Source organism: Phycicoccus mangrovi (assembly GCF_018729305.1).
Lineage (GTDB): Bacteria > Actinomycetota > Actinomycetes > Actinomycetales > Dermatophilaceae > Phycicoccus > Phycicoccus jejuensis.
This window is the reverse complement of record NZ_JAHHWP010000017.1, coordinates 49,590-65,094: the sequence shown is the minus strand read 5'-3', so window position 1 is coordinate 65,094 and position 15,505 is coordinate 49,590. Positions and strand designations below refer to the sequence as shown.

The window sequence follows — 15,505 nt, the reverse complement described above, 5'->3', positions numbered from 1 at the left end:
GACCCCCGAGGACGGTGATCCGACGTGACCGTCGCCCGCTTCTCCGCCCAGCCCGACGACGTCGGGCTCTACCGCCGCGAGCACGAGCACGACGCGTGCGGTGTGGCGATGGTCGCGACGATGCGGGGGAGCGCGGGCCACGACATCGTCGCCCACGCCCTCGACGCGCTGCGCAACCTCGACCACCGCGGCGCCACCGGTGCCGACCCGCTCGTCGGTGACGGCGCCGGCATCCTCACCCAGGTGCCCGACGCCTTCTTCCGGGCCGTCGTCGACGCCGAGCTGCCGCCCGCCGGCGCCTACGCGGCCGGGATGGCCTACCTGCCGACCGACGCCGCCGAGCGCGAGGCCGCCCAGGAGCGCATCGAGGCGATCGCCGCCGAGGAGGGCCTGCGGGTCCTCGCCTGGCGCGACGTGCCCGTCGTCCCCGACCTCGTCGGCGAGGCCGCCCGCGCGACGATGCCCTGCTTCCGGCAGCTGTTCGTCGCGTCCGAGCAGGGCCTCACGGGCATCGAGCTGGACCGGGTCGCCTTCGTCCTGCGCAAGCGTGCCGAGCGACAGGCCGAGGTCTACTTCCCGTCGCTGTCGGCCCGCACGGTCGTCTACAAGGGGATGCTGACGACGGGCCAGCTCGAGCCCTTCTTCCCGGACCTCTCGGACGAGCGCTTCGCGACCGAGCTCGCCCTCGTGCACTCGCGCTTCTCGACCAACACCTTCCCGAGCTGGCCGCTGGCGCACCCGTACCGGCTCATCGCCCACAACGGCGAGATCAACACCGTCAAGGGCAACCGCAACTGGATGCACGCCCGCGAGAGCATGCTCGCGTCCGACGTCCTGCCCGGCGACCTCTCGCGCATCTCGCCGATCTGCAGCCCCGAGGCGTCGGACTCCGCGTCCTTCGACGAGGTCCTCGAGCTGATCCACCTCGGCGGGCGCAGCCTGCCGCACGCGGTGCTCATGATGATCCCCGAGGCGTGGGAGAACCACGCGACGATGGACCCCGCCCGCCGGGCCTTCTACGAGTTCCACTCGACGTTCATGGAGCCCTGGGACGGCCCGGCCGCCGTCTGCTTCACCGACGGCACCCTCGTCGGGGCGGTCCTCGACCGCAACGGCCTGCGTCCCGGCCGCTACTGGGTCACCGACGACGGCCTCGTCGTCCTCGCCTCCGAGGCCGGGGTCCTCGACCTCGAGCCCGAGAACGTCGTGCGCCGGGGTCGCCTGCAGCCGGGCAGGATGTTCCTCGTCGACACCGCCGCCGGGCGGATCGTCGGTGACGAGGAGGTCAAGTCCGGGCTCGCCGGCGAGCACCCGTACGAGGAGTGGCTGCACGCGGGCCTCATCGGGCTGAAGGACCTGCCCGAGCGCGAGCACATCGTCCACACCGCCGCCTCGGTGGCGCGCCGCCAGCGCACCTTCGGGTACACCGAGGAGGAGCTCAAGGTCGTCCTCGCGCCGATGGCCCGCACCGGCGCCGAGGCGCTGGGGTCGATGGGTACCGACACGCCCATCGCGGTCCTGTCCGAGCGGCCGCGGCTGGTCTTCGACTACTTCACCCAGCTCTTCGCGCAGGTCACCAACCCGCCGCTCGACGCCATCCGCGAGGAGCTCGTCACCTCGCTCGCCGGCTCGATCGGGCCGGAGGGCAACCTGCTCGACGCCAACCCGGCGCACGCGCGCCAGGTCGTCCTGCCGTTCCCGGTCATCGACAACGACGAGCTCGCGAAGATCGTCCACATCAACGCCGACGGCGACCTGCCCGGCTTCGAGACGGTCGTCGTGCGTGGCACGTACGACGTGAGCGGCGGCGAGGCGGCCCTGCGGGCGCGCCTGCACGAGATCTTCGCCGAGGTGTCGGAGGCCATCGCCGGGGGAGCGCGCTTCGTCGTCCTCTCCGACCGCGACTCCGACCGCGACCTCGCGCCGATCCCGTCGCTCCTGCTCACCTCCGCGGTGCACCACCACCTGATCCGCGAGAAGACCCGCACCCAGGTCGGCCTCGTCGTCGAGGCCGGTGACGTGCGCGAGGTCCACCACGTCGCGCTCCTCGTCGGCTACGGCGCCGCCGCGATCAACCCCTACCTCGCGATGGAGTCCGTCGAGGACATGGTCCGCCGCGGCGACATCACCGACGTCACCGAGGAGAAGGCGGTCGCCAACCTCATCAAGGCGCTCGGCAAGGGCGTCCTCAAGGTGATGTCGAAGATGGGCATCTCGACCGTCGCGTCCTACCGCGGCGCCCAGGTCTTCGAGGCCATCGGGCTCTCCCAGGAGCTCGTCGACGAGTTCTTCACCGGCACGGTGAGCCAGCTCGGCGGCATCGGCCTCGACGTCGTCGCCGCCGAGACCGCGGCCCGGCACGGGATGGCCTACCCGCCGGACGGCATCCGCCAGGCGCACCGCAAGCTCGTCGTCGGCGGCGAGTACCAGTGGCGCCGCGAGGGAGAGCCGCACCTGTTCGACCCCGAGACGGTCTTCCGGCTCCAGCACGCGACGCGCCAGCGGCGCTACGACGTCTTCAAGCAGTACACCCAGCGCGTCGACGAGCAGTCCGGCCGGCTGATGACCCTGCGCGGGCTCTTCGAGCTCGGCGGCGCGACGCCGCGCGAGCCGGTGCCGCTCGAGGAGGTCGAGCCCGTCGAGTCGATCGTCCGGCGGTTCTCCACCGGCGCGATGAGCTACGGCTCGATCAGCAAGGAGGCGCACGAGACGCTCGCCGTCGCGATGAACCGCCTCGGCGCGCGCTCGAACACCGGCGAGGGCGGCGAGGACGTCGACCGGCTGCTGGACCCGGTGCGCCGCTCGGCCATCAAGCAGGTCGCCTCGGGCCGCTTCGGCGTGACCTCGATGTACCTGACGCACAGCGACGACATCCAGATCAAGATGGCCCAGGGCGCCAAGCCCGGCGAGGGCGGCCAGCTGCCCGGCCCGAAGGTCTACCCGTGGGTCGCGCGGACCCGGCACTCGACGCCCGGCGTCGGCCTCATCAGCCCGCCGCCGCACCACGACATCTACTCGATCGAGGACCTCGCGCAGCTGATCCACGACCTCAAGAACGCGAACCCGCAGGCGCGGGTCCACGTCAAGCTCGTCTCCGAGGTCGGGGTCGGGACGGTCGCCGCCGGTGTCAGCAAGGCGCACGCCGACGTCGTCCTCATCAGCGGCCACGACGGCGGCACCGGTGCCGCGCCGCTCACCTCGCTCAAGCACGCGGGCGGCCCGTGGGAGCTCGGCCTCGCCGAGACCCAGCAGACGCTCGTCCTCAACGGCCTGCGCGACCGGATCGTCGTCCAGGTCGACGGGCAGATCAAGACCGGGCGCGACGTCGTCGTCGCCGCGCTGCTCGGCGCCGAGGAGTTCGGCTTCGCCACGGCGCCGCTCGTCGTCTCCGGCTGCGTGCTCATGCGCGTCTGCCACCTCGACACGTGTCCCGTCGGCATCGCGACTCAGAACCCGGAGCTGCGCACGCGCTTCTCGGGGCAGCCCGAGTTCGTCGAGACCTTCTTCGAGTACATCGCGGAGGAGGTGCGCGAGCACCTCGCCGCGCTCGGCTTCCGGAGCATCGAGGAGGCGATCGGCCAGATCCAGCACCTCGACGTGAGCAAGGCCGTGCAGCACTGGAAGGCCTCGGGGCTCGACCTCGGGCCGGTCCTCACGGCCGTCGAGAGCCCCGACGGCTCGGGCATCCGCCACCGCGTCGCGCAGGACCACGGGCTCGAGAAGGCGCTGGACCACCAGCTCATCGCCGCGGCCCGCGACGCCATCGACCACGGCGAGGCGGTACAGGCGCGCTTCGCGATCCGCAACGTCAACCGGACGGTCGGCACGATGCTCGGCCACGAGGTGACCAAGGCGCACCCGGACGGGCTCGCGGACGGCACGATCGACCTCACCCTGACCGGCTCCGCCGGGCAGAGCTTCGGGGCCTTCCTCCCGGCCGGTGTCACGCTGCGGCTCGAGGGCGACGCCAACGACTACGTGGGCAAGGGCCTCTCCGGCGGACGCGTCGTCGTCCGCCCGGCCCCGGGCTCGGCGCTCGTCGCCGAGGAGAACGTCATCGCCGGCAACGTCATCGGCTACGGCGCGACCTCCGGCGAGCTGTTCCTCCGCGGCCGGGTCGGCGAGCGCTTCTGCGTCCGCAACTCCGGCGCCACCGCCGTCGTCGAGGGCGTGGGCGACCACGGCCTCGAGTACATGACCGGTGGCACGGCGCTCGTCCTCGGCCCGACCGGACGCAACGTCGCGGCCGGCATGTCCGGCGGTGTCGCGTACGTCCTCGACCTCGACCACGACCGGGTCAACCCAGAGCTGGTCGACCTCCTGCCGCTCCGGCCGGACGACGAGCTCGTCGTCCACGACCTCCTCGAGCGCCACGTCCGGTGGACCGACTCGGGTGTCGCGGCGCGGCTCCTCGCCGACTGGGGCAGTGCCCGGTCGGCCTTCACCCTCGTCCTCCCGCGCCAGTACCAGCGCGTCCTCGACGTGCGGGCGCAGGCGGAGACGGAGGGACTCGACCCCGACGGCCCCCAGGTGTGGGAGCGGATCATGGAGGCCTCCCGTGGCTGACCCCCAGGGTTTTCTCAAGACGCGTGAGCGCGAGCTGCCGCGCCGCCGCCCGGTCCCGGTGCGCATCCGGGACTGGAAGGAGGTCTACGAGGCGCAGGCGGTGCCCGAGCTGCAGCGCCAGGCCGGTCGCTGTATGGACTGCGGGATCCCTTTCTGCCACAGCGGGTGTCCGCTGGGCAACCTCATCCCCGAGTGGAACGACCTCGCGTGGAAGGGGGAGTGGCGCGAGGCGATCGAGCGGCTGCACGCCACGAACAACTTCCCCGAGTTCACCGGTCGGCTCTGCCCGGCGCCGTGCGAGTCGGCGTGCGTCCTCGGCATCAACCAGCCGCCGGTCACCATCAAGCAGGTCGAGGTGACGGTCGTCGACCGCGCCTTCGAGAACGGCACGATCCTTCCGGTCTCCCCGGAGCGGCTGTCCGGCAAGACCGTCGCGGTCGTCGGCTCCGGCCCGGCCGGCCTCGCGGCCGCCCAGCAGCTGACGCGCGCGGGGCACACCGTCGCGGTCTACGAGCGGGCCGACCAGCCCGGCGGCCTGCTGCGCTACGGCATCCCCGAGTTCAAGATGGAGAAGGCCGTCCTCGACCGGCGCATCGCGCAGATGAAGTCCGAGGGCACCCGCTTCCGCACCGGCGTCGACGTCGGTGGCGACCTCACCGGGGCCGACCTCCGCAAGCGGTTCGACGCGGTCGTCGTCGCCATCGGCTCGACCGTGCCGCGCGACCTGCCCGTCCCCGGCCGCGAGCTCGACGGCGTGGTCCAGGCGATGGACTTCCTGCCGCCGGCCAACCGGGTCGCGCTCGGGCAGAGCGTCGAGAACCAGGTGACCGCCACCGGCAAGGACGTCGTCGTCATCGGCGGCGGCGACACCGGCGCCGACTGCATCGGCACGGCGCACCGCCAGGGCGCCCGATCGGTGACGAGCCTCGAGATCATGCCGCAGCCCGGCATCGAGCGCGCCGGCGCCCACCCGTGGCCGACCTACCCGATGCTCTTCCGCGTCGCCTCGGCGCACGAGGAGGGCGGCGAGCGGGTCTACGCGACGACGACGAGCGAGGTCGTCGGCGACGACCAGGGCCGGGTGCGCGCGCTGCGCCTGCACGAGGTACGGATGGGCGAGAACGGCTTCGAGAAGGTCGAGGGCTCCGAGCGCGAGATCCCGGCGCAGCTCGTGCTGCTCGCGATGGGCTTCCTCGGGCCGCAGCCCGGCGGGCTGCTCGAGCAGCTCGGGGTCGACAAGGACGAGCGCACGAACGTCGCGCGCGACGGCCACTTCATGTCGTCGGTGCCGGGCGTGTTCGTCGCCGGCGACGCCGGCCGCGGGCAGTCGCTCATCGTCTGGGCCATCGCCGAGGGTCGTTCGGTCGCCCACGAGGTCGACGCCTGGCTCATGGGCAAGCCGTCGCGGCTGCCCCGCCCGGTCGCGCCGACGGACCGCCCGCTGACGGCCTGAGCCGACACCCCGGTCCGACCTCCGGCCCGACACAGGGCTTCGTCCACGAGACCCCGGTTCCGAGCCGGGGTCTCGTGGACATCTCGGGGTGACCCCGAAAAGGAGAGGCGCGTGGGGATGGTGGGGTTCGGCGGGGGAGCGACCGCGATGTGGCCCGCGTCACGATGGAAGCGGTTGCACCGATAGGCTCGGCGGCATGCGTCGCGCCAAGATCGTCTGCACCCTCGGCCCCGCCACCTCCAGCGCCGAGAACCTGCGAGAGCTCGTCCGGGCCGGGATGGACGTGGCCCGCCTCAACCTCAGCCACGGCGTCCACGCCGACCACGAGCAGGTCTACCTCGACGTCCGCCGCGCGAGCGACGCCGTCGGCCGCGCGGTCGGCGTGCTCGTCGACCTCCAGGGCCCGAAGATCCGCACCGCGCGGTTCCAGGACGGGCCCGTCGTCCTCCAGAACGGCGCGACCTTCACGATCACCACGCGCGACGTCCCCGGTGACGTCACCGAGGTCGGCACGACGTACGACGGGCTGCCGGGCGACGTCCACACCGGCGACCGCATCCTCATCGACGACGGCAAGATCGCGCTCATCGCCACCGACGTCACCGAGACCGACGTCGTCTGCCAGGTCCTCGAGGGCGGCCCGCTGAGCAACAACAAGGGCATCAACCTGCCGGGCGTCGCCGTCTCGGTGCCGGCGCTGTCCGAGAAGGACGAGGATGACCTGCGCTGGGGCCTGCGGGTCGGCGCCGACATGATCGCGCTGTCGTTCGTCCGCAGCGCCGACGACATCCGCCGCGTCCACGAGATCATGGACGAGGAGGGCCACCGCCTCCCGGTCATCGCGAAGATCGAGAAGCCGCAGGCCGTCGAGAACCTCGACGAGATCATCCGCGCCTTCGACGGCGTCATGGTGGCCCGCGGCGACCTCGGCGTCGAGATGCCGCTGGAGCAGGTGCCGCTCGTGCAGAAGCGCGCCTGCGAGATCGCGCGCCGCCGGGCCAAGCCGGTCATCGTCGCGACCCAGGTGCTCGAGTCGATGATCGAGAACAGCCGCCCGACCCGCGCGGAGGCCTCCGACGCCGCCAACGCCGTCCTCGACGGCGCCGACGCGCTCATGCTCTCCGGCGAGACGAGCGTCGGCAAGAACCCGTTCGCCGCCGTGCGGACGATGGCCCGCATCATCGAGAACACGGAGACGCACGGGCTGCACCGCATCCGCCCGCTCGGCACCCGGCCGAACTCCAAGGGCGGCGCCGTCACGGCTGCGGCCGCCGAGATCGGCGAGCTGCTCGGGGTCAAGTACCTCATCACGTTCACCGAGGGCGGCGACTCCTCGCGGCGCCTGTCGCGGGTGCGCCCGCGCATCCCGATGCTCGCCTTCACGCCCAACCAGTCGACGCGCAGCCAGCTCGCGCTCACGTGGGGCGTCGAGACCTTCCTCGTCGGCAAGGTCCGGCACACCGACGAGATGGCCATGCAGGTCGACGAGGTGCTCATGGGACTCGGCCGGGTCCAGGAGGGCGACCAGGTGGTCATCGTCGCGGGCTCGCCCCCCGGCATCCCCGGCTCGACGAACGCCCTGCGCGTGCACAAGGTCGGCGACGCCAAGAACCGGGTCGCGCCCGCCTACGTCGAGGCGGCGAAGCACGGACACGCCTGAGGCCGGCACGGTGGCCCTCGATATGCTGTCCACGCCCCGGCCGGGGTGGTGGAACGGCAGACACGGCGGACTCAAAATCCGCTGCCCGCGAGGGCGTGCGGGTTCGAGTCCCGCTCCCGGCACATGACCCAGAGTGCAGCCACCACCAAGCGCGTCCTCGTCGCCGAGGACGAGGCCATCATCCGGCTCGACCTCGCGGAGATGCTCCGCGAGGCCGGGTACGACGTCGTCGGCCAGGCCGGCGACGGCGAGCAGGCCGTCGAGATGGCCCGCTCGCTGACCCCGGACATCGTCATCATGGACGTCAAGATGCCCGTCATGGACGGGCTGACCGCGGCCGAGACGATCGGCGCCGAGCGCATCTGCCCGGTCGTCATGCTCACCGCGTTCAGCCAGCGCGAGCTCGTCGAGCGGGCCCGCGACGCGGGGGTCATGGCCTACGTCGTCAAGCCCTTCACCGCGAGCGACGTCACGCCGGCGCTCGACATCGCCCTCTCGCGCTGGAGCGAGCTCAAGCAGCTCGAGGCCGAGGTCGCCGACCTGGGGGAGCGGCTCGAGACGCGCAAGGCCGTCGACCGCGCCAAGGGCGTGCTCATGGCCAAGCTGAAGATCAGCGAGGCCGACGCGTTCCGGTGGATCCAGAAGACCGCCATGGACCGGCGGATGGGCATGCGCGAGGTCGCCGACGCCGTCGTCGCCGGCATGGAGAAGAGCTGACCCGATCCGTGGGCCGGGAGCGGTCCCACGACGGGATCCGTGGGCCGCGTCGGGCCGTTCGGACCGGTTGCGGCCATCCGGACTTCCCTCGGGTGGCCGCGGGGGCATAGTGTCCGGTGTCGGTGCGGTCCCCGCTGGGGACCACCGTCGGACAGGAGGCGAACGTGGCGCGACGACCCGTCGAGGTGGCTGCCGTCGAGGGTGATCTCGTGGCCCTCACCGCGCTCTGGCGTGAGGCGAAGGTCGACGCCGGCACCAGCCCCGAGGTCTGCGCCCGCGCCATCTCCGACGGCCGGCTGTCCGGCGCCCTCCAGCGTCCCGGCGTGCAGGCCTTCATCGCCCACCTCGAGGGCGAGCCCGCCGGCTACGTCATCACCACGGACAACCCCTTCGGGCTCGCGCCCAGCCCCGAGGTCGCCATCGAGCAGCTCTGGGTCACCCCGGACGCCCGGCGGCACGGTGTCGCCAAGCAGCTCCTCGCCGCCGTCCTCGCGGCGGCCGAGCGCGCGGGCTGCGAGCAGGTCGTCTCGAACGTCCCGACGACGAGCCGCGAGGCCAACCGGTTCTTCGCCCGGCTCGGTTTCGGCTCCACCGTCACCCGTCGCGTCGTCGCCACGGGCACCCTCCGGCGCAGGATCGCGCCCGAGACGGCCGACACGGGCCTGGAGCTGACCCGTCGCCGCCGCAGCCTGCGCCAGCGGGCGTTCTCGACCCGCTCGGCCTGAGTCGCGGCGGCCCGGCCCCGCTCAGGCCTTCTGCTGGAGCAGGCCGAGGCGGCTCGTGGGGGTCCCGGGCAGCACGCTCGAGGCGGTGAGGCGGCAGCGCTTCTCGAGGACCTCGGCGAGGACGGTGCGGTAGTCGGTGGTGGCCTTGAGGTCGCCGGCCTGGGTCTGGTCGGGGGCGAGGCCGGGCCAGGTGCCGTAGACCTTGCCGCCGTTGACGCCGCCGCCGAGGACGAACGAGAAGTTGCCGTAGCCGTGGTCGACGCCGCCCGAGCCGTTCTCGGTGACGCGGCGGCCGAACTCGGAGAGGGTGACGAGGGTGACCCGGTCGGCGGCGCTGCCGAGGTCGGTCATGAACGCGGCGAGGGCCTTGCCGACCTCGGTGAGCTGGCTGAACATCCAGCCCCCGGTGCTGGAGCCGAGGTCCGTGTGCATGTCCCAGTTGCCGGAGTCGATGCTCACGGCGCGCAGGCCGACGCCGGCCTTGACGAGCCGTGCCGTGTCCTTGAGGGCGTCCGCGAGGCCGCCGTTCGGGTAGACCGCCCCGTTCGCCGGGGTGTAGCCGGCGGTCTGGAGGGTGGACGCCGTCGACAGCGCGTCGAGGGCCGTGCGGGCCGGGGTGGTCACCGGGTCGGCGGCGCCGGCGTGCAGGGCGCGCAGGGCGGTCGTCCACCGCGTGGTCTCGGTGGCGTCCCAGGCGCCGCTGAGGGTGAAGGAGTCGACGGAGCGCATCGCGAGGTCGGCGGTGAGGTCGCCGAGGAAGGAGCGGGGGGCCGTCGTGGATCCCAGGGTGGTGCCGGCGAAGGGGCCGGGGGTGGTGGTGGCGCCGACCATGCGGTCGAGCCAGCCGGTGCGCAGGGAGGAGCCGGGGGCGGCGCGCTCCATCTCGTCCATGTCGGTGAAGTGGGAGCGGGTGGGGTTGGGCTGGCCGACGGCGTGGACGACGGCGAGCTTGCCGGCGGTGTAGAGGGGCAGGAGCGGGGCCAGGGCGGGGTGGAGCGCGAAGCGGGCGTCGAGCTTGAGGCCGCGGGACTGGGGGATGGCGATGGAGGGGCGGGCGGTGTAGTAGGCGGGGTCGCCGACGGGGGCGACGACGGAGAGGCCGTCGATGCCGCCGCGGAAGCTGAGGACGACGAGGGTGTCGCCGGTGTAGCCGGCGTCGGCGAACGTCAGGCGGGTCATGGCCTCGGCGGGGGAGGCGAGGGCGAGGGTGGCGCCGGCGGCGCCGAGGACGGTGGCGCCGGCCAGGAGGGCCCGGCGGCTGGGGGCCATGGCGGCGACGCCCTCGGGGCAGCCGCAGGTGGTGGTGGTCATGGGGGGGGCTCCTCAGCGGGTCGCGAACTCGGGGGTGTCGAGGACCAGCGCCACGACGTAGGGCAGGCGCCAGCCGACGAGCGAGTCCGTCGACTTCAGCGGGGTGGTGGCGGTCTTGCCGAGGAACGCGCAGATCGCGTCCCGCTTCGCGGCGGGCAGCGGGGCGAAGACCAGGCGGGTCGCGAGGGCGTCGACCGCGGCCCCGTGGGTGGCGGGCAGCGTGCTCGGCAGGAGGCCACGCAGCGCGGGGTAGACGACCCGCTTCTCGTTCGTGTCGGCGGCCGACCAGCCCTGGTGCATCGCGAAGTTCCACCCGGCGAGCGTCGCCCCGGCGCCCGACCACGCCGCGGCGACGTCCGGGTAGCCGTTGGGCGCGGGCCACGCCAGGGGGGCCTGCCCGGCGACGCGGGCGTTCCACGTGAGGTCGCCGAGCCAGCCGCGGGTGTTCGCCCCCGGCTTGACGCCGAGGGCCCGCGCGACCGAGACGATGCGCTCGAGCGGGCGCTTGGTCTTGCGGCCCGCGGACTCCGCGAACTCCGTCGAGGCGAAGAGGGCGCGCAGGACGGGCGCGATGGCCGTGTCGTTGGCGAGGTAGACCTGCGCGAGGGAGTCGACGAGGCTGCTCGGCGGGGTGTCCGAGACGAACCGCACGGCGAGCTTGGTCGCCAGCCGGCGCGCGGTGCTCGGGTGGCGGGCCAGGTGCTGCAGGTAGGAGACGCCGACGGCTTCCCCCCGGGACGACGTGTTCGCGCTCGACCAGCCGAGCAGGCCGACCTGGCCCGTGTGGTGGCGGTTGTACCGGTAGAAGTACTCGCCGGTCTCCGGCTCGGTCGAGATGCCCGTGAGGACGAGCGCGGAGGTCCGGATGTCCGACTCGACGTAGCCGCCGGTCACGCCGACGGTGTGCAGCTCGAGCAGCTCGCGCCCGAAGTTCTCGTTCGGCGCGCGCTTGGAGGAGGACTCGTTGTCGAGCTGGGCCAGCATCGCCGGGTGCATCGCGGCGGCGACGAGCATGTCGACGTACCGGCCGAGGGCGTTCTTGCGGATGACGTCCTCGTGGAAGCGGTGCACGCAGTCCCAGGTCTCGCCCCACGGCGCCGTGACGACGAGGTGGTTGCTCCAGAAGTCGACCATCACCTCGAGCAGCTGCCGCGTGGACCAGATCGCGCGGGCGGCGTAGGCCTCGACGGTGTCGTAGCCGAGGTCGCCGGTCTGGTTCGGCCAGTACCGGTCACGCACCTCCCAGGTCTGCCACGACAGGCGGGGGAACTGCGTGGCGATCAGGTCGTCGACGACCGGGTCGGCGATGCCCTTGGGGGCGAGCTGCGCCTCGACCCAGGCGCTCGCGCCCATCGCGGTGATGGCGTCGACGACCTCGGGGGTGGCTCCCCAGGTCGCCCGGCGGGCGAGGAGCAGCGCCGCGGCGGTGCTCGTCGTGCCGCCGCTCACCGCTCGCGGGGCGACCGGGCGCACGGCCTTGTAGCGCGGCGGGCGCGCGGCCGCGACGCGCGGCGTGGTGCCACCGAGGGCGACCCGGGGGGCGTACGCCGCGTCGACCGACCGGGCGGCCGGGGCCTTCGTCGGGACGACGACGCCGGCCGGCGCCACGGACCGCGGCGGGGTCGGCGCGGGCAGGCGCGTCCTCGTCGCGGCGGCCTTCGCCGCCTTCTTCGCCGGCGCGGACGGGTCGGCGCCGGCGGTGGTGGCACCGAGGATGGCCTGGAGGGTGGCGGCCCGGCGAGGGGGCAGGGGAGAGCTCACCCGCCCATGGTTTCTCGGTGTGCCGCAACCGTCGTCGTCCGTTCGGACGCCGCGGCATCGGGCCAACGGCCCTCGTTCGCCGGACTTGACCAGGGCTTTACCCGGACCTGGTGAGGGCGTGGTGAAACGCTGGTGCCGCCATGACCGACGGCGTCCCGGACGAGGGCGTCAGGCCCCCGGGGCGGCGTCCCGGATGAGGCAGGTGATGCGGCTCGTGCAGACCCGTCGGCCGTCCTCGTCGGTGACGACGACCTCGTAGCAGGCGAGGGTGCGACCGAGGCTGAGCGGCGTCGCCGTGCCCGTCACGAGGCCGGAGCGGGCGGCCCGGTGGTGGGTGGCGTTGATGTCGAGCCCGACGACCGCCTTGCCCTCGCCCGCGTGCAGGGCGGCCCCGATGGAGCCGAGCGTCTCGGCGAGGACGACCGAGGCGCCCCCGTGGAGCAGGCCGTAGGGCTGGGTGTTGCCGGCGACCGGCATCGTCGCGACGAGCCGGTCGGGCGTGGCCTCCAGCACCTCGATGCCCATCCGGTCCATGAGGGAGTCGGGGTTCATCGCGCGCATCCGGGCGACGGCTGACATGAGGTCGGGGCTGTCGGTCATGGTCGTTAGGCTGCCACGCGTGAAGCTCCTCCTCCTCGACGGACACTCCCTGGCCTACCGGGCGTTCTTCGCCCTCCCCGTCGAGAACTTCTCGACGAGCACCGGGCAGCACACGAACGCCGTCTACGGCTTCACCTCGATGCTCATCAACGTGCTGCGCGACGAGGCGCCGACGCACGTCGCCGTCGCCTTCGACGTCTCGCGCCAGACCTTCCGCCTGGAGGAGTACGGCGAGTACAAGGCCGGCCGCTCCAAGACGCCGACGGAGTTCACCGGCCAGCTGCCGCTGCTGCGCGAGGTGCTCGACGCGCTGCGCATCAAGCACATCGGTGTCGAGGGCTACGAGGCCGACGACGTCATCGCGACCCTGACCCGCCGCGCCACCGAGGCCGGCGCCGAGGTCGTCGTCTGCACGGGTGACCGTGACGCCTTCCAGCTCGTCACCGACCAGGTCAGCCTCATCTACCCGGTCCGCGGCGTCTCCGAGGTCTGGCGGATGGACCCCGCCGCCGTCGAGGAGAAGTACCTCGTCCCGCCGAACCGCTACAGCGACCTCGCCGCGCTCGTCGGCGAGGCCAGCGACAACCTGCCGGGGGTGCCCGGCGTCGGCCCGAAGACCGCGGCCAAGTGGATCACGCAGTACGGCGACCTCCAGGGGATCGTCGCCCACGTCGACGAGATCAAGGGCAAGGCCGGCGAGAACCTGCGCGCCCACCTCGACGACGTCCTGCGCAACCGCCGCCTCAACAGGCTCGTCGACGACCTCGACCTGCCGCTGACGGTGCCGGACCTCGAGCGCGCCTCGTGGGACCGCGAGGAGGTGCACCGGGTCTTCGACGGCCTCGAGTTCCGGGTGCTGCGCGACCGGCTCTTCCAGACCTTCGACGTCGAGTCCGACGAGGTCGAGGGTGGCTTCGACCTCGGCGGGGACGTCCTCACCGCCGACGACCTCACGACGCGGTTCGCCGACGACGGCCCGGGCCGCGCGCTGCCGCACGGTGTCGTCGTCTCCGGGCACTACCGCGCCGGCGAGGGCGACGCCACCGCGCTCGCGCTCGCGGGGGAGGACGGCGCCACCGCCCACCTCGACCTCACGGCGCTCACCACCGAGCAGGAGCAGGCCCTCGCCGGCTGGCTCGCCGACCCCGACGCCCCGAAGGTCCTCCACGACCTCAAGCCGCAGCTGCAGGCCCTCAGCGCCCGCGGCCTGGCGCTCAACGGCGTCGTCAGCGACACCGCCCTCGCGGCCTACCTCGTGCGCCCCGACCAGCGCTCCTACGACCTCGAGGACCTCGTCGTGCGCCACCTCGGCCGCGAGCTGACCGCCGAGGGCGACGCGACGAGCGACCAGGGTGCCCAGGGCACGCTCGACTTCGACACCGACGACGACACCGCCGCCCGCGACGCGATGGTCCGCGCCCGCGCCGTGCTCGAGCTGTCGTCCGTCCTCGCCGAGAAGGTCGAGGAGACCGGCGGCACCGAGCTGCTCGCCGACCTCGAGCTCCCGCTCGTCGGCATCCTCGCCGAGATGGAGCGCACCGGCATCGCCGTCGACGAGGACGCCCTCACCGCGCTCGAGGCCGACTTCGCCGCGAAGATGCGCCAGGCCCAGCAGGACGCCTACGACGCGATCGGCCGCGAGGACGTCAACCTCGGCAGCCCGAAGCAGCTCCAGGAGGTCCTCTTCGACCAGCTGGGCATGCCGAAGACCAAGCGGACCAAGACCGGCTACACGACCGACGCCGACGCGCTGGCCGACCTCTTCGTCAAGACCGAGCACCCCTTCCTCGAGGCGCTGCTGCGCCACCGCGACACCAGCCGGCTGCGGGTCACCGTCGAGGGGCTCATCAAGTCGGTCGCGCCCGACCGGCGCATCCACACGACCTACCTCCAGACCATCGCGGCCACCGGGCGGCTCTCGTCCACGGACCCGAACCTCCAGAACGTGCCGATCCGGACCGAGGAGGGCCGGCGCATCCGCGACGTCTTCGTCGTCGGCGAGGGCCTCGAGTCGCTGATGTCGGCCGACTACAGCCAGATCGAGATGCGGATCATGGCCCACCTCTCCGGCGACGAGGGGCTCATCGAGGCCTTCCGCACCGGCGAGGACCTCCACCGCTTCGTCGGAGCGCGGGTGTTCGCGGTCGAGCCGGCCGACGTCACCCTCGAGATGCGCAGCAAGGTCAAGGCGATGAGCTACGGCCTCGCCTACGGCCTCTCGGCCTTCGGTCTGTCCAAGCAGCTGACGATCTCGACGGGCGAGGCGCAGGGCCTCATGGACGAGTACTTCGCCCGGTTCGGCGGGGTGCGCGACTACCTGCGCGAGGTCGTCGTCGAGGCCCGCGCCACCGGCTACACCGCGACGATGCTCGGCCGCCGCCGCTACCTCCCGGACCTGCTGAGCGACAACCGCCAGCGCCGCGAGGGCGCCGAGCGGATGGCCCTGAACGCCCCGATCCAGGGCACGGCCGCGGACATCATCAAGCTCGCGATGAAGGGCGTCCACGCGGCCCTGCTGGCGGAGGGGGCGCGCAGCCGGATGCTCCTCCAGGTGCACGACGAGCTCGTGCTCGAGGTCGCGCCGGGTGAGCGCGAGGACGTCGAGGCCCTCGTCCGCCGCGAGATGGGTGCGGCGATCGACCTCGGCGACGTGCCGCTCGACGTCAGCGTCGGGGTCGGCCGCTCCTGGCACGACGCCGCCCACTGAGCGGC

At 73.0% G+C, this 15,505-nt stretch carries 9 protein-coding genes and 1 tRNA gene; 7 read left to right on the top strand and 3 right to left on the bottom strand.

Annotated features, from left to right (window positions below):
• Positions 1 to 24: 24 nt before the first annotated feature.
• The 6 genes from gltB (at position 25) to KMZ30_RS15780 (ending at position 9,121) form a co-directional block, all read left to right on the top strand.
• The gene (gene gltB, locus KMZ30_RS15805) at positions 25 to 4,566 is read left to right on the top strand and encodes a glutamate synthase large subunit (RefSeq protein WP_215513695.1); all 4,542 of its coding nucleotides are present in this window, start codon (positions 25 to 27) and stop codon (positions 4,564 to 4,566) included.
• On the top strand, positions 4,559 to 6,019 hold the full coding sequence (locus KMZ30_RS15800) for a glutamate synthase subunit beta (RefSeq protein WP_215513696.1): 1,461 nt from the start codon (positions 4,559 to 4,561) through the stop codon (positions 6,017 to 6,019). The genes gltB and KMZ30_RS15800 overlap by 8 nt, the downstream gene beginning before the upstream one ends.
• 196 nt (positions 6,020 to 6,215) lie before the next feature.
• Positions 6,216 to 7,679 carry a pyruvate kinase gene (gene pyk, locus KMZ30_RS15795; RefSeq protein WP_215513697.1) on the top strand — a complete coding sequence of 488 codons (1,464 nt, stop codon included), beginning with the start codon at positions 6,216 to 6,218 and terminating at the stop codon, positions 7,677 to 7,679.
• Between the two features lie 39 nt (positions 7,680 to 7,718).
• A tRNA-Leu gene (locus KMZ30_RS15790) sits at positions 7,719 to 7,801 on the top strand.
• A gap of 1 nt (position 7,802) precedes the next feature.
• On the top strand, positions 7,803 to 8,396 hold the full coding sequence (locus tag KMZ30_RS15785) for an ANTAR domain-containing response regulator (protein ID WP_030528333.1): 594 nt from the start codon (positions 7,803 to 7,805) through the stop codon (positions 8,394 to 8,396).
• A gap of 164 nt (positions 8,397 to 8,560) precedes the next feature.
• The gene (locus KMZ30_RS15780; protein WP_215513698.1) at positions 8,561 to 9,121 is read left to right on the top strand and encodes a GNAT family N-acetyltransferase; all 561 of its coding nucleotides are present in this window, start codon (positions 8,561 to 8,563) and stop codon (positions 9,119 to 9,121) included.
• A gap of 21 nt (positions 9,122 to 9,142) precedes the next feature.
• On the opposite strand, the gene KMZ30_RS15775 is transcribed toward KMZ30_RS15780, so the two are convergent.
• The 3 genes from KMZ30_RS15775 to KMZ30_RS15765 form a co-directional block, all read right to left on the bottom strand.
• On the bottom strand, positions 9,143 to 10,432 hold the full coding sequence (locus tag KMZ30_RS15775; RefSeq protein WP_215513699.1) for a DUF1501 domain-containing protein: 1,290 nt from the start codon (positions 10,430 to 10,432) through the stop codon (positions 9,143 to 9,145).
• Between the two features lie 12 nt (positions 10,433 to 10,444).
• Positions 10,445 to 12,193, bottom strand: a complete 1,749-nt coding sequence (locus tag KMZ30_RS15770) for a DUF1800 domain-containing protein (protein WP_215513700.1) — start codon at positions 12,191 to 12,193, stop codon at positions 10,445 to 10,447.
• A gap of 168 nt (positions 12,194 to 12,361) precedes the next feature.
• Positions 12,362 to 12,793 (bottom strand): hotdog fold thioesterase, encoded by a 432-nt coding sequence (locus KMZ30_RS15765; protein ID WP_215513701.1) that lies wholly within the window; start codon positions 12,791 to 12,793, stop codon positions 12,362 to 12,364.
• On the opposite strand from KMZ30_RS15765, the gene polA reads away from it, so the two are divergent.
• Positions 12,792 to 15,500 carry a DNA polymerase I gene (gene polA, locus KMZ30_RS15760; protein ID WP_215513702.1) on the top strand — a complete coding sequence of 903 codons (2,709 nt, stop codon included), beginning with the start codon at positions 12,792 to 12,794 and terminating at the stop codon, positions 15,498 to 15,500. The two genes, KMZ30_RS15765 and polA, sit on opposite strands and share 2 nt — an antisense overlap.
• The last annotated feature ends 5 nt before the right edge of the window (positions 15,501 to 15,505 follow it).

Bases quoted from the DNA above. Each gene is read 5' to 3' on its own strand.
- polA (WP_215513702.1), top strand. From the start codon at position 12,792: ATGGTCGTTAGGCTGCCACGCGTGAAGCTCCTCCTCCTCGACGGACAC.
- KMZ30_RS15775 (WP_215513699.1), bottom strand. From the start codon at position 10,432: ATGACCACCACCACCTGCGGCTGCCCCGAGGGCGTCGCCGCCATGGCC.
- pyk (WP_215513697.1), top strand. From the start codon at position 6,216: ATGCGTCGCGCCAAGATCGTCTGCACCCTCGGCCCCGCCACCTCCAGC.
- KMZ30_RS15765 (WP_215513701.1), bottom strand. From the start codon at position 12,793: ATGACCGACAGCCCCGACCTCATGTCAGCCGTCGCCCGGATGCGCGCG.
- KMZ30_RS15785 (WP_030528333.1), top strand. From the start codon at position 7,803: ATGACCCAGAGTGCAGCCACCACCAAGCGCGTCCTCGTCGCCGAGGAC.